General features: G+C 40.5%; 18 protein-coding genes. 14 read left to right on the forward strand and 4 right to left on the reverse strand.

Going from position 1 to position 24,032, the window contains the following annotated elements; all coding sequences use genetic code 11:
* Position 1 precedes the first annotated feature (1 nt).
* A complete protein-coding gene (locus tag TZ94_RS00190) occupies positions 2 to 238 on the forward strand; it encodes an acyl carrier protein (RefSeq protein WP_045613102.1) in 237 nt (78 codons plus the stop codon).
* A 53-nt stretch (positions 239 to 291) separates the two neighbouring features.
* On the opposite strand, the gene cysK is transcribed toward TZ94_RS00190, so the two are convergent.
* Both cysK and TZ94_RS00200 read right to left on the reverse strand, forming a co-directional pair.
* Positions 292 to 1,218 (reverse strand): cysteine synthase A, encoded by a 927-nt coding sequence (gene cysK / locus TZ94_RS00195; protein WP_045613103.1) that lies wholly within the window; start codon positions 1,216 to 1,218, stop codon positions 292 to 294.
* 143 nt (positions 1,219 to 1,361) lie between these two features.
* Complete coding sequence (locus TZ94_RS00200) at positions 1,362 to 1,997, reverse strand: YigZ family protein (RefSeq protein WP_045613104.1); 636 nt, start codon at positions 1,995 to 1,997, stop codon at positions 1,362 to 1,364.
* 55 nt (positions 1,998 to 2,052) lie between these two features.
* Between TZ94_RS00200 and TZ94_RS00205 the strand changes: the two genes are divergently transcribed.
* From TZ94_RS00205 to polA, 9 genes are all read left to right on the forward strand, one after another.
* Positions 2,053 to 3,351 carry a DEAD/DEAH box helicase gene (locus tag TZ94_RS00205; protein ID WP_045613105.1) on the forward strand — a complete coding sequence of 433 codons (1,299 nt, stop codon included), beginning with the start codon at positions 2,053 to 2,055 and terminating at the stop codon, positions 3,349 to 3,351.
* Positions 3,348 to 4,010: a ComF family protein gene (locus TZ94_RS00210; protein ID WP_045613106.1), complete on the forward strand. Its 663-nt coding sequence runs from the start codon at positions 3,348 to 3,350 to the stop codon at positions 4,008 to 4,010. The genes TZ94_RS00205 and TZ94_RS00210 overlap by 4 nt, the downstream gene beginning before the upstream one ends.
* Before the next feature lie 79 nt (positions 4,011 to 4,089).
* The gene (hpf, locus tag TZ94_RS00215; RefSeq protein ID WP_045613108.1) at positions 4,090 to 4,638 is read left to right on the forward strand and encodes a ribosome hibernation-promoting factor, HPF/YfiA family; all 549 of its coding nucleotides are present in this window, start codon (positions 4,090 to 4,092) and stop codon (positions 4,636 to 4,638) included.
* Between the two features lie 278 nt (positions 4,639 to 4,916).
* A complete protein-coding gene (locus TZ94_RS00220; protein ID WP_414308151.1) occupies positions 4,917 to 6,764 on the forward strand; it encodes a DHH family phosphoesterase in 1,848 nt (615 codons plus the stop codon).
* Positions 6,761 to 7,213: a 50S ribosomal protein L9 gene (rplI, locus tag TZ94_RS00225; RefSeq protein ID WP_045613110.1), complete on the forward strand. Its 453-nt coding sequence runs from the start codon at positions 6,761 to 6,763 to the stop codon at positions 7,211 to 7,213. Before TZ94_RS00220 ends, rplI begins: the two co-directional genes overlap by 4 nt.
* 42 nt (positions 7,214 to 7,255) lie before the next feature.
* Complete coding sequence (gene dnaB, locus TZ94_RS00230) at positions 7,256 to 8,614, forward strand: replicative DNA helicase (protein WP_045613111.1); 1,359 nt, start codon at positions 7,256 to 7,258, stop codon at positions 8,612 to 8,614.
* A complete protein-coding gene (locus TZ94_RS00235; RefSeq protein WP_006154753.1) occupies positions 8,611 to 8,877 on the forward strand; it encodes a Veg family protein in 267 nt (88 codons plus the stop codon). The genes dnaB and TZ94_RS00235 overlap by 4 nt, the downstream gene beginning before the upstream one ends.
* 95 nt (positions 8,878 to 8,972) lie before the next feature.
* Positions 8,973 to 10,094 (forward strand): SH3 domain-containing protein, encoded by a 1,122-nt coding sequence (locus tag TZ94_RS00240; protein ID WP_045613114.1) that lies wholly within the window; start codon positions 8,973 to 8,975, stop codon positions 10,092 to 10,094.
* Positions 10,095 to 10,158: 64 nt separating this feature from the next.
* A complete protein-coding gene (polA, locus tag TZ94_RS00245; RefSeq protein ID WP_045613115.1) occupies positions 10,159 to 12,792 on the forward strand; it encodes a DNA polymerase I in 2,634 nt (877 codons plus the stop codon).
* A gap of 118 nt (positions 12,793 to 12,910) precedes the next feature.
* Here the strand turns inward: polA and TZ94_RS00250 are convergent, their stop codons facing one another.
* Positions 12,911 to 14,359, reverse strand: a complete 1,449-nt coding sequence (locus tag TZ94_RS00250; protein ID WP_045613117.1) for an APC family permease — start codon at positions 14,357 to 14,359, stop codon at positions 12,911 to 12,913.
* 424 nt (positions 14,360 to 14,783) lie between these two features.
* A complete protein-coding gene (locus tag TZ94_RS00255; protein ID WP_045613119.1) occupies positions 14,784 to 16,871 on the reverse strand; it encodes a GH92 family glycosyl hydrolase in 2,088 nt (695 codons plus the stop codon).
* A 171-nt stretch (positions 16,872 to 17,042) separates the two neighbouring features.
* Between TZ94_RS00255 and TZ94_RS00260 the strand changes: the two genes are divergently transcribed.
* The 4 genes from TZ94_RS00260 (at position 17,043) to TZ94_RS00275 (ending at position 23,873) form a co-directional block, all read left to right on the forward strand.
* Positions 17,043 to 18,323 (forward strand): glycoside hydrolase family 125 protein, encoded by a 1,281-nt coding sequence (locus tag TZ94_RS00260; protein ID WP_045613120.1) that lies wholly within the window; start codon positions 17,043 to 17,045, stop codon positions 18,321 to 18,323.
* 76 nt (positions 18,324 to 18,399) lie between these two features.
* Entirely contained in the window at positions 18,400 to 21,045 is a 2,646-nt protein-coding gene (locus tag TZ94_RS00265) for an alpha-mannosidase (protein ID WP_045613122.1), read from the forward strand.
* 84 nt (positions 21,046 to 21,129) lie between these two features.
* Positions 21,130 to 21,999: an ROK family protein gene (locus TZ94_RS00270; protein WP_045613123.1), complete on the forward strand. Its 870-nt coding sequence runs from the start codon at positions 21,130 to 21,132 to the stop codon at positions 21,997 to 21,999.
* Positions 21,993 to 23,873, forward strand: a complete 1,881-nt coding sequence (locus tag TZ94_RS00275; protein ID WP_045613124.1) for a beta-N-acetylhexosaminidase — start codon at positions 21,993 to 21,995, stop codon at positions 23,871 to 23,873. Before TZ94_RS00270 ends, TZ94_RS00275 begins: the two co-directional genes overlap by 7 nt.
* The last annotated feature ends 159 nt before the right edge of the window (positions 23,874 to 24,032 follow it).

The raw sequence follows: 24,032 nt of genomic DNA on the forward strand, positions 1-24,032 counted from the left end.
TATGACAGATAAAGAAATTTTTAACCGTGTTGTTATGATTATCCAAGAACGTCAAGGGGAAGACTTTGTTGTAACCGAAAACTTGAGTTTGAAGGATGATTTGGATGCTGACTCTGTGGATTTGATGGAATTTATCTTAACAATCGAAGACGAATTTGGAATCGAAATTAGTGATGAAGAAATCGACAACCTCAATAGCGTCGCAGATGTATTAGCAATTATTAAAAATAGAACATAAGAAAAAGTAACATGCCTGGCATGTTACTTTTTCTATTTAGTGTATTTAGGAGATTACACTTCAAATTCATAGAGTGCTGTAGATAGGTAACGTTCTCCGTTATCTGGTGCAAGTGCAAGGACTTTTTTACCTGCTCCAAGTTTTTTAGCGACTTCAATTGCTGCATAGATAGCTGCAGCAGAAGAAATACCTACTAAGAACCCTTCTTTTCCACCGATTTCACGACCAAGTGCAAGAGCATTGTCTGATGTTACGCGGACGATACCATCGTAAGCTTGTGTATCAAGTGTCTCTGGAATGAATCCAGCAGAGATACCTTGAATCTTATGAGGTCCAGGTTTTTCACCTGATAAGATAGCTGATTCGTCTGCCTCAACTGCAAAAACTTGAATGTTTGAATTCGCAGCTTTAAGAGCATGAGAAACACCTGAAATAGTTCCTCCAGTACCAACACCGGCAACAAAGGCATCTAAACCGTCAGCTCCGAAATCAGCTAGAATTTCAGCTCCTGTTGTTCTTTCGTGAACTTCTGGGTTAGCTTGGTTGATAAATTGCAAAGGTAGGAAACCATCACGTTCAGCAGCGATTTCTTCAGCTTTAGCAATAGCGCCTTTCATACCTTCACTTCCTGGAGTTAGAACGAGTTCAGCACCATATGCTTGGATGATTTTACGACGTTCAACACTCATTGTCTCAGGCATAACGATGACAACTTTGTAGCCTTTAGCAGCACCAACCCATGAAAGACCGATACCAGTGTTCCCACTTGTTGCTTCTACAATAGTAGAACCAGGTTTAAGTTTACCTTCTTGTTCAGCTTTTTCAATCATGCTTAGAGCAATGCGGTCTTTAACGGATGACCCTGGGTTAAATGCTTCTAGTTTTACGTAAACATCTGCTGCACCCTCAGGTACGATGTTGTTCAATTTAACAATCGGTGTTCTACCGACAAGTTCAGTGATATTGTTATAAATCGCCATATTAGCACCTCTATATATAAGATGCTACTAGTATAACGCTAACTTTGACTTTTGTAAAATATAGAAATCCTATCGAGGCGATAGGATTTTTTTATATCAGATATAAATGAGGAAAATTAGATGATAAGCTAGTATTCTTTATTTTACCCTAAGTTAACAGGAACCTCAACCTCTCGTAACCCCTGATCAATTAAGGTGATTTTTCCATTGAAAAATTCTATGAGAGAAGCTTTGATAGCTTCTTTATCTTCCTTATCAACAAAGATGATAGTTTCGACCTGATCAGTGAAATTTGTTTCAAGTTCCATGAGATTATGTTCTTTAAGAAAATTGCCATATTCTTGATATTGAGCATAACTCATTTGAATCTGAATTCCGGCTTGTTCTTTAATTTCTACAATTCCAATCTCTTTAACAGCTAAGGCGACACTACCAGCATAAGCGCGAATGAGCCCCCCAGCACCTAGCTTAATACCACCGAAATAACGAGTAACAACCACACAGACATTAGTTAAATTGTGATTTTCTAACACTCCTAGCATTGGTACTCCAGCAGTTCCGCTTGGTTCTCCATCATCACTAGTTCGTTTAATTTCGCTGCGCTCACCAATAATAAAAGCAGAGCAGTTATGGGTCGCTTTATAGTGTTCTTTTTTTATAGCAGTAATGAAAGCGCGGGCTTCTTCCTCTCTATAGACACGCTTTGCATGGCAAATAAAGCGGGATTTTTTGATTTCTTCTTGGACTTGTCCGTCCTCTTTAATTGTTCTACATTCCATATTTTTATTGTACTAAAAAATAGGATAAAGTTCTAGATTTTACGAATAAAGAAGTATGAAAATAGATCCAACTTATCTAGGACGTCTTTTTACTGAAGAGGAATTAAGTGTAGCAAAGCGTGAGTTAGCAGTGAAACTTCCAAGTATGCGAAAAGAGAAGGGGAAACTAGTTTGTCAACGATGTGATAGTGTGATTCAAGAAGAATGGTTATTACCCATTGATGCATACTACTGTCGAGAATGTCTGTTGATGAAGCGAGTTAGGAGTGATCAAAGTTTATATTATTTCCCTCAGGAAGAATTTCCAAAACAAGAGGTTCTTAAATGGCAGGGACAATTGACTCCATTTCAAGAGAAAGTATCAAAAGGATTACTTAAAGCTGTAGAAAGTCAGCAGCCAACTTTAGTTCATGCCGTGACTGGCGCTGGGAAAACAGAGATGATTTATCAAGTTGTGGCGAAAGTCATTAATGATGGTGGGGCAGTTTGTTTAGCGAGCCCCCGGATAGATGTTTGTTTGGAGTTACATAAGCGACTACAAAATGATTTTGCCTGTGACATCGCGCTTTTACATGGTGAGTCTCAACCCTATTTTCGGACACCTCTAGTTGTTGCAACAACTCACCAGCTATTAAAATTCTATCAAGCTTTTGATTTACTAATAGTTGATGAAGTTGATGCTTTTCCCTATGTTGACAACAAGATGCTTTACAAAGCTGTAAAGAATTGTGTAAAGGAAAAAGGACTCAGCATTTTCCTTACAGCAACTTCTACAGATGAATTGGATAAAAAGGTTCGCTTAGGAGAGTTAAAAAGGTTGAGTCTACCAAGGCGGTTTCATGGTAACCCCTTAATAATTCCCAAACCAGTCTGGCTATCTGAATTGGACAATTACTTAGAAAAACATCGTCTACCACCCAAATTAAAAAGCTATATAGAAAAACAACGAAAATCGGGCTATCCATTACTCATTTTTGCTTCAGAGATTAGAAAAGGAGAGAAGTTAAAGGAAATCTTGCAGTTGCAGTTTCCAAATGAGAAAATTGGTTTCGTATCTTCGGTTACTGAAGACCGATTAGAGCAAGTTCAAGCATTTAGGGATAGAGAATTAACCATATTGATAAGCACAACCATATTAGAACGCGGAGTTACCTTTCCGTGTGTAGATGTATGTGTCGTTGAAGCCAACCATCGTCTCTTTACAAAATCAAGTCTCATACAAATTGGAGGGAGAGTTGGTCGTAGCATGGATAGACCAACTGGAGATTTGATTTTCTTTCATGATGGATTGAATCGTTCGATTAAGAATGCCATTAAAGAAATTAAACTGATGAACAAGGAGGCAGGCTTATGACTTGTTTACTCTGTGGACAACATTTAAAAAATAATCTAACCTTCAGTAGTCTTCTTTTGTTGAAAAAGGAGGAGAGTTTACTCTGTTCAGTATGTTTCTTAAATTTTGAAAAGATCGGGGAAGAGCATTGCCCAAACTGCTACAAAATAGGAGTGTCAACTTCGTGTCAAGAGTGTCAATTATGGTGTAAAGAGGGAATTGACGTAGGCCATGAAGCAATTTTTACTTATAATGAAGCAATGAAGGATTACTTTAGTCGATATAAGTTTGATGGAGACTATCTTCTGAGAAAGATTTTCGCATCGCTTTTAAGGGAGAGATTAAAAAAATACAAAGAGTTTCAATTTCTTATAATACCTTTAAGTTCAGAAAGGTTTTCCAAAAGAGGATTTAACCAGGTTGAGGGTTTAATTGAAGCTACAGGACTCTCCTATCATGATTTTTTAGAAAAAAATGACGAGAGAGCAAGTTCTTCAAAAAATCGTTCAGAACGTTTGGCCACAAAACTTCCATTTTTTATTAAAGCTGGTGTCACGATTCCCAAGAAGATTCTTTTGATTGATGATATTTATACTACTGGAGCAACCGTTAATCGTGTGAAGAGATTGCTTGAGAACGCAGGAGCGGAGGAGGTTCGAACATTTTCCCTCGTAAGATGAGGAAAAAGATTGCAATAATTTTATGAAAGCGTTATAATAAATGTAGAAAAACAAATATGTTTAGAAAGAAGGTACTTATATGATTAAATATAGTATCCGTGGTGAAAACCTAGAAGTAACAGAAGCAATTCGTGATTATGTAGTTTCTAAACTCGAAAAGATCGAAAAATACTTCCAAGCAGATCAAGAATTAGATGCACGTGTAAACTTGAAAGTATACCGTGAAAAGACTGCTAAGGTAGAAGTTACGATTCCACTTGGATCTATTACTCTCCGTGCAGAAGATGTTTCTCAAGATATGTATGGATCAATTGATTTAGTGACAGATAAGATTGAACGTCAAATTCGTAAAAATAAAACAAAAATCGAACGCAAGAACAGAAATAAAGTATCAACTAGCCAATTATTCACAGATGCTTTGGTTGAAGAGTCAGATGTTACTCAGCCAAGAGTAGTTCGTTCAAAACAAATTGATTTAAAACCAATGGACCTCGAAGAAGCCCTTCTTCAAATGGACTTATTGGGTCATGATTTCTTCATTTACATTGATGTTGAAGATGAAACAACAAATGTAATTTACCGTCGTGAAGATGGAGACATTGGCCTTCTTGAAGTAAAAGAATCATAACACTTAATATGATTAGACTAAAAAGGTGGTTTACACTAGTGTAAACCACCTTTTGTTTTAAGGAATGCTACATTTGAGTACAAGCGCTATTCCTTCTTTAAAGGTCGCTTTTTCAGTGCAAATATGGTATAATATTGCGCAAGAGGTTTGTAATGAAAAAAAATGAAATGAATCCCTTTTTTATATATTTATTTGTTGGGATTTCCTTTATAATTATGACTGTATTGGTTGTTTTTCTTCAAAATAACCTAGTCACAATAACATGCTTATTTTTCTTGATGGTAGTGTTTCTTTTGCTATTTTATTTTCAGAAGAGATCTTATCAGAAAACAGAAATTGAACAAATCCAGTACGTAAACCATCAAGCGGAAGATAGTTTAAGTTCACTCTTAGAACAGATGCCGGTGGGAGTTGTCAAACTAAACATGGAAAGTAGTGAGATTGAGTGGTTCAATCCCTATGCAGAGTTAATGCTGACAACAGAAGATGGAGAAATTGACTATTCTCAAGTTCAAGAAATTATAAAAACATCCATATCTTCACCTGGAATTTATGCCAATGTGGGAGAAAAACGTTATGCAGTACACCTAGATAGAAACTCAGGTGTACTCTACTTTTTTGATGTTTCTGGAGAGTATGAAGCCACAGTAGAATTGGTTACGAGTCGCCCTGTTATCGGTGTCATTTCGGTAGATAACTATGATGATTTAGAGAATGAAACATCTGAATCAGATATCAGCCATATTAATAGTTTTGTTGCGAATTATGTCGCAGAGTTTACTGGAAAACATAAGATGTTCTCTCGCAGAGTGACCATGGATCGTTTTTACTTGTTTACCGACTATACGGTATTGGAGCAATTGATGCAGGATAAATTTTCTGTAATTGATACCTTCCGTGAAGAAGCTAAAAAGAGAGAGTTGCCGTTAACTATGAGTATAGGTATATCATACGGTGATGGAGACCATGAGAGCATTGGTAAAGTTGCTTTATCAAATCTTAACCTTGCAGAAGTTCGTGGTGGAGACCAAGTTGTCGTAAAAGAGAATGACGAAGTTAAGAATCCAATTTATTTTGGTGGAGGCTCTGCAGCTTCTATTAAGCGAACAAGAACACGTACTAGAGCGATGATGACGGCAATCTCTGAGAAATTGAAGAGTGTTGATCATGTTTTCGTTGTTGGTCATAAAAACTTAGACATGGATGCTTTGGGCTCTGCGGTTGGAATGCAATTGTTCTCTAGTAATGTCCTGGATGAAAGTTATGTAGTCTATGATGCTGAACAAATGTCTCCGGATATTCATCGAGCCATTCAATTTCTAGAGAATGAGGGGGTAACAAAACTCCTTACTCTAAATCAGGCTATGGAGATGGTTACTAATCGTTCTTTGCTTGTAATGGTGGACCACTCTAAGACGGCCTTGACCTTGTCAAAAGAGTTTTATGATTTATTCACGCAAACGATTGTTATTGACCATCATAGACGGGATCAGGATTTCCCAGACAATGCAGTGATTACCTATATCGAGAGTGGAGCAAGTAGTGCAAGCGAACTTGTAACGGAATTAATCCAATTCCAAAACTCTAAGAAATCACGATTGAGTCGTATTCAAGCAAGTGTTCTGATGGGCGGTATGATGCTAGATACCAAGAATTTCACCTCTCGTGTGACTAGCCGAACATTTGACGTAGCGAGCTATCTAAGAACACGTGGTAGTGATAGTGTTGTGATCCAGGAACTTGCGGCGACTGACTTTGAAGAGTATCGATTGGTGAATGAACTCATCTTACAAGGACAGGCTGTACAACCTTCTATTCTTGTCGCTCAGGCCAAGGATACTAAGGAATATGATACTGTAGTGATTAGTAAAGCAGCCGATACGATGCTGGCCATGTCAGGTATTGAAGCTAGCTTTGTTATTGCAAAAAACCGCCAAGGGGATATTTCCATTTCTGCACGAAGTCGTAGTAAGATTAATGTGCAACGGATTATGGAAGAATTGGGTGGCGGAGGCCACTTCAACCTGGCAGCTGCTCGACTTACAGATATGAGTCTGCAAGAAGCAGGTGATAAATTGAAAACCATTATTTCTAATGAACTTAGTGAAAAGGAGACAGAGGAATGAAAGTAATCTTTTTAGCAGATGTAAAAGGTAAAGGGAAAAAAGGCGAAATCAAGGAAGTTCCAACAGGTTATGCACAAAACTTTTTGATTAAGAAAAATCTTGCTAAAGAAGCGACTTCTCAAGCAATTGGCGAGTTGCGTGGTAAGCAAAAATCTGAAGAAAAAGCACATGCCCAACTTCTTGCAGAAGCACAAGAAATTAAGGCGAAACTTGAAGCAGAAGAAACAATTGTTGAGTTTGTTGAAAAAGTTGGTCCGGACGGACGAACTTTCGGTTCAATTACAAGCAAGAAAATTGCGGAAGAACTTCAAAAACAATTTGGAATTAAAATTGATAAACGTCATATTCAAGTCCAATCTCCAATTCGTTCAGTTGGCTTGATTGATGTTCCAGTAAAAATTTATCAGGATGTAACTAGCGTCATCAATCTTCGTGTAAAAGAAGGCTAATCTAGATCTAAGTAATTATTTTGTAAAAGGAAGGGAAATCTGATGGCAGAAGTAGAGGAACTACGAGTTCAGCCCCAGGATATCTTGGCAGAACAATCTGTATTGGGAGCTATATTTATCGATGAGAGTAAACTCGTGTTTGTTCGAGAATATATTGACTCTCGAGACTTCTTTAAGTATGCTCACCGTTTGATTTTTCAGGCCATGGTTGACTTATCAGATCGTGGCGAAGCCATTGATGCAACAACTGTTCGTACGATTTTAGATAATCAAGGTGATTTGCAAAATATTGGTGGGCTATCCTACCTTGTTGAAATTATCAACTCTGTACCGACTTCTGCTAATGCTGAGTACTATGCAAAGATTGTAGCAGAGAAAGCCATGCTTCGTCGCTTGATTGCCAAATTGACAGAATCAGTCAATCAAGCTTATGAAGCCTCTAGTCCAGTAGATGAAATCATTGCGCGTGCAGAAAAAGGTTTGATTGATGTCAGCGAGAATGCCAATCGTAGTGGGTTTAGAAATATTCGAGACATTCTAAACCTTAATTTTGGAAACCTAGAAACTCGTTCACAACAAACTTCTGATATTACAGGGATTGCAACTGGTTATCAAGATTTGGATCATATGACAACTGGTTTGCACGAGGAGGAGTTGATTATTCTTGCTGCTCGACCTGCGGTTGGTAAGACTGCCTTTGCATTAAATATTGCTCAAAATATTGGAACAAAGCTAGACAAGACCGTTGCAATTTTCTCTCTCGAGATGGGTGCAGAGAGTCTGGTTGACCGTATGTTAGCTGCCGAAGGGCTGGTAGAGTCTCACTCTATTCGTACAGGGCAACTCAGTGAGGAAGAATGGCGTAAGTACACCATTGCTCAGGGAAATCTTGCTAAAGCAAGCATTTATATTGACGATACGCCTGGGATTCGAATTACAGAGATTCGGTCACGCGCTAGAAAATTGGCTCAGGAAACAGGCAATCTTGGTTTAATCTTGATTGACTACCTGCAGCTAATTACTGGGACAGGCAGAGAAAATCGCCAACAAGAGGTGTCAGAGATTTCACGTCAGTTGAAAATTCTGGCCAAGGAATTAAAGGTACCTGTAATTGCGCTAAGTCAGCTATCACGTAGTGTTGAACAACGTCAAGATAAAAGACCGGTATTATCAGATATTCGTGAGTCCGGTTCTATTGAGCAGGATGCGGATATCGTAGCCTTTCTCTATCGTGATGATTATTATGAGCGTGGTGGCGAAGAAGAGGAAGGCCTTCCAAATAACAAAGTAGAAGTGATTATTGAGAAGAACCGTAGCGGGGCACGCGGAACGGTAGAATTGATTTTCCAAAAAGAGTATAACAAATTTTCAAGTATTTCGAAGAGAGAGGAACAAAGATGACAGATGCATTTACAGATGTAGCCAAGATGAAAAAAATCAAAGAGGAAATCAAGGCACATGAAGGACAAGTCGTAGAAATGACCTTAGAAAATGGTCGTAAACGCCAAAAGAATCGCTTAGGAAGACTCATTGAAGTTTATCCATCGCTCTTTATCGTTGAATTTGGAAATGTTGAAGGAGACAAACAAGCCAATGTCTATGTTGAATCGTTCACATATTCAGATATTTTAACGGAAAAGAATTTGATTCACTATTTGGATTAAGATTGAAAGTGAGAGTTTTCTCACTTTTTTTATTTTTCTTTCGAATGATATAAATGAGGTCAACCTCAAAAATTTATCTATTCGAAGGAGAATGAATGACATATAGTAAAAAGGGAACTTTTCTAAAGAGAACGACGGTGGGAACAGCTTCATTATTGCTAGCAGGTGCTTTTTTGTTTGGTGGAGGAACTGTTCATGCTAATCAGGTAAACAATGGCTCACAGGCACGTGGAGATGATTATCCCTATTATTATAAAAATGGAAATCAAAATATTGATAAATGGCGCCTATACTCAAGACAGTGCACATCTTTTGCTGCTTTTCGATTAAGTAGTGTTAATGGGTTTGAACTACCAGCTGCTTATGGGCATGCGAAGGAATGGGGCTATCGAGCTCAAAAAGAAGGCTATCGTGTGGATCAGAGACCAGCGATTGGGGCTATTGCTTGGAGCACGAGGGGAACGCATGGTCACGTAGCTTGGGTTTCTAATGTGATTGGAGACATGATTGAAATCGAGGAGTACAATTACGATTACACAGAAACGTATCATCGTAGGACAGTAAAAGCAAGTTCTATGACTGGATTCATTCATTTTAAAGATGTGAGGACTGCTAGTGTAGGAAATAATCAATCTGTACTAGCTTCTAGTGGAACTCATTACTTTACAGAAAAAGTAGCTATTATGAATCAGCCATCATTGACATCTACTATTATCGATTACTATGAACCTGGAATGAGTGTTCATTATGATCAAACTCTTGAAAAGGATGGCTATAGATGGATTAGTTATATGTCACGAAGTGGGAATAGACGTTATATCCCCTTAATTAAAACGGCAACCTCTAAGAATGGATGGGAAAAACAGGGGACAATCTGGTACTACTATGAAAATGACAAAGTGGCTCTTGGTTGGAAAAAAATAGACGGAAGTTGGTACTATTTCCAAACAAGTGGTGCCATGAGAACAGGATGGCTAAAAGACGGATCTAAGTGGTACTACTTGAAATCATCTGGAGAAATGCAGACGGGATGGTTAAAGGATAAGGGCATTTGGTATTACCTCGAAAGCTCAGGTGCTATGAAGGCTAGTCAGTGGTTTCAGGTTTCAGGGAAATATTATTACGTAAACTCATCTGGAAAATTGGCAGTAGATACGACAATCGATGGGTTCCAAGTTGACAGTAATGGTGCGCGAGTAGAAAAATCAACTCAATAAGCCTTCTCCTATAATCTAACTCTTAGCAATGGTATTTTTCTTTGCTTTCCTTTATAATGGGTGTATGGACAAGAAAAAATTATTATTAATTGACGGTTCTTCAGTTGCTTTCCGAGCATTCTTTGCGCTTTACCAGCAACTGGATCGTTTTAAAAATGACAATGGACTACATACCAATGCAATCTATGGTTTTCACCTGATGCTAAATCACCTATTGGAACGAGTCCAACCTAGTCATATCCTGGTTGCTTTTGATGCAGGAAAGACAACTTTCCGTACAGAGATGTATGCAGATTACAAGGGTGGCCGTGCTAAGACTCCGGATGAGTTTCGTGAGCAATTTCCCTTTATTCGTGAGTTGCTAGACCATCTTGGGATTCGTCATTATGAGTTGGCCCAGTATGAAGCAGATGATATCATTGGTACCTTGGGACGCTTGGCTGAAAAGAAATCTTTTGATGTAACTATCGTCAGTGGAGACAAGGACTTGATCCAGTTGACAGATGAACATACCGTGGTTGAAATTTCCAAGAAAGGTGTAGCTGAGTTTGAGGCCTTTACACCAGAATATCTCATGGAAAAGATGGGCATCACACCAGCTCAGTTCATTGATCTTAAAGCTCTCATGGGAGATAAATCAGACAATATCCCTGGCGTAACCAAGATTGGTGAAAAGACCGGTATTAAGCTCTTGTTAGAACATGGCTCGCTTGAAGGCATTTATGAAAATATCGATAGCATGAAGGCTTCCAAGATGAAGGAAAATCTTGTCAATGATAAGGAACAAGCCTTCCTATCTAAAACACTGGCTACCATCGACACGAAAGCGCCGATTGAGATTGGACTGGATGATTTGGTTTATAGCGGTTCAGATGTGGAAAACCTTGGGAAATTCTACGATGAGATGGGCTTTAAGCAGCTCAAACAAGCCTTGAATGCTTCTCAGACTAACCAAGCTGAGATTTTGAATTTCACTATGGTGGATAAAGTGAGTCAAGATATGCTGAGCGCCGACTCCATTTTTCACTTTGAACTCTTTGGGGAAAACTACCATACAGATGATTTGGTTGGTTTGGCCTGGTCATGCGGAGACAAGCTCTATGCTACAGATAAGCTGGAACTTCTGCAGGATCCGATTCTTAAGGATTTTCTAGAAAAAACACCTCTGAAAGTGTATGACTTTAAGAAAGCAAAAGTCCTTTTAAATCGCTTTGGTTTGAATTTGCAGGGTCCTGCTTTTGACAGTCGCTTAGCAAAATATCTCCTATCAACAGTCGAGAATAATGAAATTTCAACCATTGCTAGTCTCTACGGTCAAACATACTTGGTCGATGATGAAACCTTCTACGGTAAAGGTGTCAAAAAAGCTATCCCAGAGCGAGAGAAACTCTTGGAACACTTGGCTCGCAAGGTTGCTGTATTGGTTGAGACAGAGCCTGTTTTACTTGACAAGTTAAATGAGAATGGGCAACTAGACCTTCTCTATGAAATGGAGCAACCTCTGGCCCTTGTTCTAGCTAAGATGGAAATCGCTGGGATCAAGGTCAAAAAAGAAACCTTGCTTGAGATGCAAGCTGAAAATGAGCTCGTCATCGAAAAGCTGACGCAAGAGATTTATGAACTAGCTGGTGAGGAATTTAATATCAACTCACCAAAACAGCTGGGGGAATTGCTTTTCGAAAAGTTAGGGCTCCCACTCGAATACACCAAGAAAACCAAGACAGGTTACTCGACAGCAGTAGATGTCTTGGAGCGTCTAGCTCCTATTGCACCAATCGTCAAGAAAATTCTTGACTATCGTCAAATTGCTAAGATTCAATCCACTTATGTGATTGGTTTACAGGACTGGATTTTAGCGGATGGTAAGATTCATACCCGCTATGTGCAGGATTTGACTCAGACAGGTCGTCTGTCTAGTGTTGATCCAAACTTGCAAAATATTCCTGTTCGTTTGGAACAAGGTCGCCTCATTCGTAAGGCTTTTGTACCAGAGTGGGAAGATAGCGTACTTCTCAGCTCGGACTACTCACAGATTGAACTACGAGTTTTGGCCCATATCTCTAAGGATGAACACTTAATTAAGGCCTTTCAAGAGGGAGCTGACATCCATACCTCGACAGCTATGCGGGTCTTTGGAATTGAACGTCCTGAGGATGTAACTCCAAACGACCGTCGCAATGCCAAGGCTGTAAACTTCGGAGTGGTCTACGGAATTTCAGACTTTGGTTTATCCAATAATCTAGGCATCAGCCGTAAAGAAGCTAAAGCCTACATCGATACCTACTTTGAACGCTTCCCAGGTATCAAAAACTATATGGATGAAGTGGTTCGTGAGGCGCGTGATAAGGGTTATGTAGAGACTCTCTTCAAACGTCGTCGTGAGTTACCAGATATTAATTCGCGCAACTTTAATATTCGTGGTTTCGCAGAGCGGACAGCTATCAACTCACCTATCCAAGGATCGGCTGCAGATATTCTCAAAATCGCTATGATTCAGCTGGATAAAGCATTGGTAGAAGGTGGTTATCAGACTAAGATGCTTCTACAAGTACACGATGAAATCGTTCTTGAAGTTCCTAAGTCAGAATTAGCTGCCATCAAAAAACTCGTCAAACAAACCATGGAAGATGCCATTCAACTCAGTGTGCCCCTCATTGCTGATGAAAATGAAGGCGTAACTTGGTATGAGGCCAAGTAAAAAATAGACTATTAAACAAAAAGAAATCCCCTTGAACGTTACTGTTCAAAGGGGATTTTTGCTGAGAAAATTCTTTCAAGCAAAGATAAAATCGATTTTATCTAGCTAGTAGTAGAATTTATTTGATTTGTTTCTTTTGTTCTTTTTTGGCAAGTACTGGTAGAATCACACCTAATCCAATCAGAATAATTGGAGTCAAGATGTTCGTAAGAAGAGAGAATTGCCAAGCAGTTGGATTCTCAGCGTAGTTAATTTTTGGAACCATACCAAGGATACAAGCAAAGGCAGTGAAGAGGAAGCACCAAGTACCGATAACAAAGCCAAGCTTAGGATTGTTCACAAACTTGTATTCGGCATTTTTGTATGTTTTCCACGCACGGTTGAGCATCATATAGGCAAGGAATACCCAGAGATAACGCATTGGCATTACGATAGAATTAAGGTTGGTCATCCATTTTACAAGTCCGTCAATTTCCTGAATACCAAAAATTGGAAGGATGATGATAAGGCTAACGAGGACACCTGTAAGGAGGTAACCGTTAATGAGGACACCTTTTTCAGTACGTTTACGAAGCCAACTTGGGATGTAGTTTTCATCAGCGTTATTGAGAAGGATTTGTAATGGTGCGTCAATGGAGAAGGCAAGCGCCGCGATTTGTCCGACCATGTTTGTAAGAGCGTAGATTACGACAAAGAGGTTTCCAACGCCCCAATAATTTCCTAACATTTGGAAGGCTTGATAAGCACCATTACGCATGAGGTCTTCAGGGATGTTATTGCCATCAAATAGCATTCCCATTGCAACTGATCCGAGGATAGCAGAGAGACCCACCATGATTGCCATTACAATCATACCTTTTGGAAATTCTTTTGCAGGGTTGCGAGTTTGATTAACATAAGGGGAAATCTTTTCACAACCACCAACTGCAAAGACCAATAGTGAGATTGTTGTAAAATAAGAAAAATCAAAGTTTGGAATGTAGGTGCTCAGTTGGTCCATGTGCGGTGTCGCAAATTGGATGTCTGGTTTAATGAAAGGCAGACCGACAGCCAAAAGCACAAAGAGTAAAGACATAATCAGCATAGCACTTCCTGCCAAGCTACCGATGACTTTTAGAGTCGCCAATCCTTTTGTAGAAAGGTAGAGGAAAAGTCCAAAGATAAGTAAGCAGAGAATAACAATCCAGTGGAAGTCAATTTGTTTTAGAAATTGACCGTTGCCTTGCAAGGCCCAGCCAAGCGGAATCAGGATTCCTTGAGGTTTTTGTGCGAGGTAAGGGATATGCACAACCCAGTAGGTCCAAGCAGCAAAGTAGGCTAAACGTTTGGTTGATGTTTTTTCAACCCAGTCACTAACACCGCTTCCGCTTTCCTTAAAGGTGGAACCTAGTTGTCCAACGATGAGAGAATAAGGGATAAAGTAGAGTGCGAGGATTAAAACCCAAGATACGACGACTGAAATTCCCTGTTGAGAATAGTTATTGACGACGTTTCCTAGCCCCCAAACCATGTTGAAAGCGATCAGAGAAACCATCAGCCAATTAAGTTGGTGTTGATCTTTTTTCATAATGTCTCCTTTTCTGATAATTTCAGTATATCATGTTTTTTTGAAAGCGCCTAACAAAATTCAAAATTTACTATAAAAAATGTAAAGGATAGCTAACAGATAGAGAGTGGGGCTTGTTGATTGAGAAAAAGATTATCTACAACTTGTGGATAACTCGACGTTAGCCTATCAAAAATATTTTTATAGCAATGGTTTGGAAGGTGGCAAGAAATTTAGGAATTATAAGAGATGATAAACTAGTATAAATCTTGATATAACAAGCTTTGTTGGATGCTTTCTATTCTAAAACATAGAGAATAGAATTGGAAAGATATTTTGGAAATGCTTGAAAATGATTTTTGAAAAAGGGTTGAATGTTATTCACAACCTGTGGATAACTTTGTATAAAAGAGAACCCCCTTTGTCAGACACAAAGGGGGTTAGTTTATTGATGGTTTGGTAGCCAACTGAGAGTAAAATCGAGAGATTGGGCGTTTAACAAATCCTGGTGACTAATACTTTGAACTTCTTTTTCATCCAGTCGGCAGTCTTTTACAAAATAGAAGTGTTCATGATTTTGATGCGCGTGAATATCTAACCACTGTTCTTTTTCTGCCAGATAGACACGTAGATGATCAAAGAGTGGAATCCCAAGGTCGTAAGATGCTTTTCCTGGACAGGTTGGATAAAATCCGAGAGCAGACCAGACATACCAGGCGGAGAGACTACCGTTATCCTCATCACCTGGATAGGCATCCCAGCCAGCTCGAAAGGCTTTTTGACGGAGAGTCTTGATTAAGAGACTGGTGTACTGAGGATAATTACTGTAGCGGAAGAGATAAGGAATGTGGAAGCTTGGTTGGTTTGAAATGGCTAGTTGACCAAATGGCACTGTTGCCATTTCGCTCATCTCGTGAATTTCATATCCATAACCCGTCGTTTCAAAGAGTGGGAGACTTTGACAAGCTTTTAAGAGATAGTTGCTAAAGGCTTCTTTTCCACCCATAAGTTGACTAAGGCCAGAAATATCATGTAAAACACCGAGACTGGCTTGAATAGCTGAACACTCAGCGTAGTCACGGCCCCAACTATAAGGAGAAAAGTCAGGACGGAAATTGCCATCTACATCACGCGCCCTCATATAGCCTGTTTCAGGATCAAATAGATTCTGATAGTTTTTAGAATAGTGAGCATAGGTTTTTGCTAGATCTTCTTGACCTAATTTTGCTGCACAAGTAGAGATGCAAAAATCACTGTAGGCATAGTCTAGCGTGTGACTGACACTTTCGTGATAGTCTGTGGATAGGTAGCCTAGCTCTTGGTATTGGGCCAGACCGTGTCGTCCGTTGATAGCTTTTGGATCAGCCTTAGTCGCAGTTTCAAGCATAGCTTTGAGAAATTCCTCCTCAAGTTCAGGCGCCATATCTTTACAAGCACTATCTGCAATCAGACCATCAATCAGGGTTCCAGGCATCATTCCTCTTTCGTCAGGTGCAAGCCACTTAGGCAGATATCCAGTATCACGATAGCTATTGAGGAAGCCTTCGAGAAATTGACGATAGTGCTCTGGAATGATCAAGGCAAAGAGTGGAAATGAAGTACGGAAGGTATCCCAAAAGCCATTGTTGGTAAAGAGTAGATCAGGCTTGATAGTTCCTGAAGCTAGGTCTATATGGATGTTTTCACGGTGCTCATTCACCTCATAAAAGGTTTGCGGGAAAAGGAAAAGTCTGTAGAGGCAGTGGTCAAAAAATGTTCGATCTACTGGCCCAGTTTCTACGACATCAAAACGACCTAGAAGATCTTCCCAACTCGCTTTGGCGTTTGTTTTCGTGTCTTCAAAATCTTGTTTAGGAAGATTAAAGAGGGCTTGTTCTTTGGAAATAAAGGAAGTCGCTAGTTGAACCTGAGTTTCCACTCCAGCCAAATCAATACGCCAGTCCTGTCCCTCTTGCTTGATAGATAAGATTTCTACTGAAAATGTGAGGGCAGTGAACATGGCTAGGGGACTTTTGTTTGTTTCCGTTAATCCGCTTTGTCGAATGTCGATAGTACGATGATCCACTTGCTCTAATGTTAAATCATCAGCTGCATGAACATAGAGTGAGAGGTTCTTGCCTTGTGTTTGTCTTAGTTGAATAGAAGCTCCATAGCAAGTAGGACTTAAGTGAGTTTCAATCTGGTAACGCTCTGAAAAAATCCTGAGGTAATGAGGATTGAAAATAGCACGCTCAAGATTATAGGAAGACTGACGATGGAAGAGCGAGTCGCCGCTGATTTCTCCTGTTACTGGTGTCAGCAAGAGCCAAGAGTAGTCGCCAATCCAAGGGCTAGGCTGGTGAGTTAGTCGAATACCCTGAAAGATAGGAAGATGGGGATCAAAAAACCAAGATCCTTCCTGGTCACTAGTTTGGGGGACAAAGTAATTCATGCCGAATGGCACTCCGGTGTAGGGTAGTGTATTGCCTCGAGAAAAAGCGTGTTTACTGGCTGTTCCAAAACGCGTATCAATGCTTTCAAGTATAGGTTTCATAGTAGTTCCTTCAGTAGTTTTCTACATTATATCAGAAAAAGGAGACTTTTAGAAAATGACTTTCAAATATAACAATTTTGTAGAGAAATGACTAACATTTGTGTATATATTTTCTGGACTAAAAGCTATATACTGAAAATGAAAATCTGTTTGAAAGAGGCAAAATAATTTATGGTTTATTCAAAAGAAATTGTTAGAGAGTGGCTAGATGAGGTGGCAGAGCGTGCTAAAGATCATCCTGAATGGGTAGATGTCTTTGAACGTTGCTATACAGACACCTTGGATAATACAGTTGAAATCTTAGAAGACGGCTCAACTTTTGTACTAACTGGGGATATCCCAGCTATGTGGCTTCGTGACTCAACTGCTCAGCTTAGACCTTATCTTCATGTAGCTAAAAGAGACCCTCGTTTGCGTCAGACCATTGCTGGTTTGGTCAAACGACAGATGACCTTGATTCTCAAAGATCCCTATGCCAACTCTTTCAATATTGAGGAGAACTGTAAGGGTCATCACGAGACTGATCACACAGACCTCAATGGCTGGATTTGGGAACGTAAGTATGAAGTGGATTCGCTTTGCTATCCCTTGCAATTGGCTTATCTCCTTTGGAAGGAAACTGGTGAGACTAGCCAGTTTGATGAAACCTTTGTCACTGCGACTAAGGAAATTCTTCATTTATGGACGGTTGAACAAGACCACAAGAACTCACCGTATCGCTTCGTTCGTGATACCGATCGTAAGGAAGATACCTTGGTCAATAACGGCTTTGGCCCAGACTTTGCTGTGACAGGGATGACCTGGTCAGCCTTTCGTCCAAGTGATGACTGCTGTCAGTATAGCTATTTGATTCCGTCAAATATGTTTGCAGTGGTTGTCTTGGGTTATGTGCAAGAAATCTTTGCAGAATTGAATCTAGCTGATGGCGAAAGTATTATTGCTGATGCCAAACGACTCCAAGCTGAGATTCAAGAAGGAATCGAAAATTACGCCTACACTACAAATAGTAAGGGCGAGAAGATCTATGCCTTTGAGGTAGACGGTCTAGGAAATGCTAGCATCATGGATGATCCGAACGTACCAAGTTTGTTGGCTGCTCCATATCTGGGTTACTGTGATGTTAACGATGAAGTGTATCAAGCAACTCGTCGCACTATCCTGAGCCCTGAAAATCCATATTTCTACCAAGGAGAGTACGCAAGTGGACTCGGAAGTTCACATACCTTCTATCGTTATATCTGGCCGATTGCTCTATCTATCCAAGGCTTAACAGCTACAGATAAAGCTGAGAAAAAATACTTGCTAGACCAACTAGTTGCCTGTGATGGCGGAACAGGTGTCATGCATGAAAGCTTTCACGTAGATGATCCAACTCTCTACTCTCGTGAATGGTTCTCATGGGCCAACATGATGTTCTGCGAATTGGTCTTGGATTACCTAGATATTCGCTAATGAGCCTTAGCTCGATAGGTTCTTGTAAAGAATCACAAATATATTTTTAAATTTAAGTTAGAATGAGGTTTTACTCATGGAAAATGTTGTTGTACATATCATCTCTCACAGTCACTGGGATCGTGAGTGGTATCTACCTTTTGAAAGTCACCGGATGCAATTGGTGGAACTTTTTGACAATCTCTTTGATCTTTTTGAAAATGACCCTGAATTCAAAAGTTTCCACTTGGATGGCCAAACCATCGTCCTTGATGACTATTTAGAAATTCGCCCTGAAAACCGTGACAAGGTGCAACGTTATATTGACGAGGGCAAGCTTAAGATTGGTCCCTTCTATATCTTGCAGGATGATTATTTGATCTCCAGTGAAGCCAATGTCCGCAATACCTTGATTGGTCAAGCTGAATGTGCCAAATGGGGCAAATCTACGCAGATTGGCTACTTCCCAGATACCTTTGGAAATATGGGACAAGCACCTCAAATCCTTCAAAAATCAGGTATTCACGTAGCAGCCTTTGGACGCGGGGTGAAACCAATCGGATTTGACAACCAAGTCCTCGAAGATGAGCAATTCACTTCTCAATTTTCTGAAATGTACTGGCAAGGTGCAGACGGTAGCCGTGTACTCGGTATTCTCTTTGCTAACTGGTACAGTAACGGAAACGAAATTCCAGTAGATAAAGACGAAGCCTTGGCTTTCTGGAAACAAAAATTGGCAGATGTTCGTGACTATGCATCGACCAACCAATGGTTGATGATGAACGGCTGTGACCACCAACCAGTTCAACGAAACTTGAGTGAAGCTATTCGTGTGGCGAACGAACTTTTCCCTGACGTGACTTTTATTCATAGCTCCTTTGATGAATACGTTCAAGCTGTCGAAAGTGCACTTCCTGAACACCTATCAACAGTTACAGGTGAATTGACCAGTCAGGAAACGGATGGCTGGTATACCCTTGCCAATACCTCTTCTTCACGTGTTTATCTCAAACAAGCCTTCCAGGAAAATAGTAACTTACTTGAGCAAGTAGTAGAACCATTAACCATCATCACTGGTGGACATAACCACAAGGATCAATTGACCTATGCTTGGAAAGTGCTCTTGCAAAATGCACCACACGATAGTATCTGCGGATGTAGTATTGACGAAGTTCACCGTGAAATGGAAACTCGCTTTGCCAAGGTCAACCAAGTTGGGAAATTCGTCAAAACAAACCTTCTCAATGAATGGAAACATAAAATAGCAACTCAGGAAGCGCAAAGCGACCACCTCTTTACCGTTGTCAACACAGCTTTACATGACAAGGTTGATACAGTTAGTGTTGTAGTGGATGTTGTGACTTGTGATTTTAAAGAATTGCATCCGACTGAAGGTTACAAGAAGATGGCAACCGTGACCTTGCCAGATTACCATGTTGAAGATTTAGATGGCCATGTCCTTGAAGCCAAGATTGAAGACTTGGGTGCAAGTTTTGGCTATACTTTGCCTAAGGATAAATTCCGCCAACCCTATATTGCACGCCAAGTGCGCGTGACAATTCCAATCCACCTTGCACCGCTTTCTTGGGCAAGTTTCCAATTGGTCGAAGGTCAAGTAGATCACCGTGATGGTATTTACCAAAACGGAGTCATTGATACCCCATTCGTAACAGTGAGTGTAGATGAAGGAATCACAGTCTATGACAAGACTACAAACGAAGCCTACGAAGATTTCATCCAATTCGAGGACCGTGGAGATATTGGTAACGAGTACATTTACTTCCAACCAAAAGGAACTGATCCAATCTATGCTCAATTGAAGGGATACGATGTCCTAGAAAACAATGCTCGCTATGCTAAGGTATTGCTCAAACATGACTTGACTATTCCAATCAGTGCAGATGAAAAATTGGATGCAGAACAAAGAGGTATCATCGAGTTCATGAAACGAGATGCAGGTCGTTCAGAAGAGTTGACAACTATTTCTCTTGAAACTGAGATGACCGTCTTTGTGGACAATCCACAGATTCGCTTCAAGACTCGCTTTACTAATACAGCCAAGGATCACCGCATCCGTCTCTTGGTGAAAACTCATAACACTCGTCCAAGCAATGATTCTGAAAGCATCTATGAAGTTGTGAAAAGACCAAATAAACCAGCAGCTTCTTGGGAAAATCCTGAAAATCCACAACACCAACAAGCCTTTGTCAGCTTGTATGATGATGTTAAAGGAGTGACAGTATCCAATAAAGGATTGCACGAGTATGAAATTCTTGGAGATGACACCATGGCTGTAACCCTTCTTCGTGCTTCAGGCGAACTCGGTGACTGGGGTTACTTTCCAACGCCGGAAGCTCAGTGCTTGCGTGATATCGAAGTTGAATTTGCAGTAGAATGTCACCAAGCAGGCGAACGCTTCTCTGCTTTCCGTCGTGCCAAAGCCTTCCAAGTGCCTTTTACAGCCCTTCAAGTTGAAAAACAAGAAGGAAGTGTTGCAGCTACTGGTAGTCTTTTCACCCATGCTGCTCTTAGTTTTCCACAAGTCTGTCCGACAGCCTTTAAGGTAGCTGAAAATGAAGAAGGTTACGTTCTTCGTTACTACAACATGAGTCAAGAAAATATCCGCGTGTCTGAAAAACAACAAACCATTCTTGACTTGCTGGAACGCCCATACCCAGTCCATTCAGGACTATTGGCGCCACAGGAAATTCGTACAGAACTCATTCAAAAAGAAGAAATTTAATTTCAAAAAGTAAACATAAACAGAAAGGAGGAGCGAAAAAGTAAGAACCAACTGCTGATTCGCTCCTTTTTGCAGGTGAAAGCCATGACCATTGCAACGATTGATATCGGAGGGACTGGCATTAAGTTTGCTAGTCTAACTCCTGATGGAAAGATTTTAGATAAAACCAGCACCCCAACTCCAGAAACTTTAGAAGATTTGCTAGCTTGGTTGGACCAACGCTTGTCAGAACAGGACTATCGTGGGATTGCCATGAGTGTGCCAGGAGCGGTCAATCAAGAAACAGGAGTGATTGAGGGGATTAGTGCCATTCCTTATATCCATGGTTTTTCATGGTATGAGACCCTTGCTCATCACCAACTCCCTGTCCATCTAGAAAATGATGCCAACTGTGTTGGACTTAGTGAACTGCTAGCTCATCCTGAGATTGAAAATGCAGCCTGTGTTGTCATTGGCACAGGGATTGGCGGTGCTATGATTATCAATGGCAAAATTCACCGTGGTCGCCATGGCTTGGGTGGAGAGTTTGGTTACATGACAACTATCGAACCAGCAGAAAAACTCAATAACTGGTCACAACTAGCTTCTACAGGAAACATGGTTCATTATGTGATTGAAAAATCAGGTCAGTCAGACTGGGATGGACGTAAGGTTTACCAAGAGGCTGCAGCAGGCAATGCCCTTTGCCAAGAAGCCATTGAGCGTATGAATCGTAATCTAGCTCAAGGATTACTCAATATCCAGTATCTAATCGACCCAGATGTCATTAGCCTAGGTGGCTCTATCAGTCAAAACCCAGATTTTATCAAAGGTGTGCAAAAAGCAGTAGACACCTTTGTGGAAAGATATGAAGAATATACAATTGCGCCAGTCATTCAAGCTTGCACCTATCAGGCAGATGCCAATCTCTACGGTGCCCTTGTCAACTGGTTACAGGAGGAAAACCAATGGTAAGTTTTACAGGACTTAGTTCCAAACAAGCGCAAGCTATCGAAGTATTAAAAAGTCACATTTCTCTATCAGATGTAGAGGTGGCAGTCGCTCAATCTGACCAAGCTTCTATCTCTATCAAGGGTGATAAGGGGCAGTATCAACTGACCTACCGTAAACCTCATCAACTCTACCGTGCTTTATCTGTGCTAGCAACAGCTTTAGCAGAAGGGGACAAGGTAGAAATTGAAGAACAAGCGGCTTATGAAGATTTAGCCTACATGGCGGATTGTTCCCGTAATGCGGTTCTAAATGTTGCATCTGCCAAGCAGATGATTGAAGTTTTGGCTCTCATGGGTTATTCAACCTTTGAGCTCTATATGGAAGACACCTATCAGATTGAGGGGCAACCTTACTTTGGTTATTTCCGTGGAGCGTATTCAGCTGAAGAGTTACAGGAAATTGAAGCATACGCCCAGCAGTTTGACATGACCTTTGTCCCATGCATCCAGACCTTGGCCCACTTGTCAGCCTTTGTCAAATGGGGCGTCAAAGAAGTGCAAGAACTCCGCGATGTAGAGGATATTCTCCTCATCGGTGAAGAAAAGGTTTATGACCTGATTGACGGTATGTTTGCCACTTTGTCTAAGCTACAAACACGCAAGGTCAATATCGGCATGGACGAAGCCCACTTGGTTGGTTTGGGACGTTACCTTATCCTAAACGGTGTGGTTGATCGTAGCCTCCTCATGTGCCAACACTTGGAGCGTGTGTTGGATATTGCAGACAAGTATGGTTTCCACTGCCAGATGTGGAGCGATATGTTCTTCAAGCTCATGTCAGCAGATGGCCAGTACGACCGTGAGGTGGAAATTCCAGAAGAAACTCGTGTTTACCTTGACCGTCTCAAAGACCGTGTGACCTTGGTTTACTGGGATTATTACCAAGATAGCGAGGAAAAATACAACCGTAACTTTAATAATCACCACAAGATTAGCCAGGATATCGCCTTTGCAGGTGGTGCTTGGAAGTGGATTGGCTTCACACCACACAATCATTTCAGTCGTCTAATCGCTCTTGAAGCCAATAAAGCTTGCCGTGCCAATCAGATTAAGGAAGTTATTGTGACTGGCTGGGCAGATAATGGTGGAGAAACAGCCCAGTTCTCTATTCTGCCTAGCTTGCAAATCTGGGCGGAACTCAGCTATCGTAATGATTTAGAGCGTCTATCTGCCCATTTCAAGACCAATACAGGTCTATCCGTTGAGGACTTCATGCAACTTGATCTTGCCAACCTATTGCCAGACCTACCAGGTAATATACATGGTATCAACCCCAACCGCTATGTCTTTTATCAGGATGTTCTCTGCCCAATTCTTGACAAACACATGACTCCTGAACAGGACAAACCTCACTTTGCCCAAGCAGCTGAGACTCTTGCTGCTATCAAAGAAAAAGCGGGCGCTTACGCCTATCTCTTTGAGACTCAGGCTCAGTTGAATGCTATTTTAAGTGGCAAGGTTGATGTGGGACGACGTATCCGTCAAGCCTATCAAGCAGATGATAAAGAGAGCTTGCAACAAATCGCTAGGGAAGAATTACCAAAACTCAGAAGTCAGATTGAACACTTCCATGCTCTCTTTAGTCAGCAATGGTTGAAAGAAAACAAGGTCTTTGGCTTGGATACAGTAGATATCCGTATGGGTGGGCTCTTGCAACGCATCAAGCGAGCAGAAAGTCGTATTGAAGCCTATCTGGCTGGTTCTATCTCACGTATCGACGAACTAGAAGTAGACATCTTGCCATTTACTGACTTCTACGCAGATAAGGACTTCGCAGCCACAACGGCTAATCAGTGGCATACTATTGCGACAGCTTCGACTATTTATACGACCTAGAAAAACTTTATTCAGGAAGAAAGTTTCCCGTGAAACCTATTCTTATATAAAAAAGTTCTCCACATAAAATAATTTGTGGAGTTTTTTCTATAATTTGTAGTTTAAACTGTCCTAAAAATAAGAGTATACTATTTTTGTAAACGTTATCAAGATTAAAAA

The sequence above is a fragment of the Streptococcus infantis genome, assembly GCF_000960085.1.
In the GTDB taxonomy this organism is placed as follows: domain Bacteria; phylum Bacillota; class Bacilli; order Lactobacillales; family Streptococcaceae; genus Streptococcus; species Streptococcus infantis_C.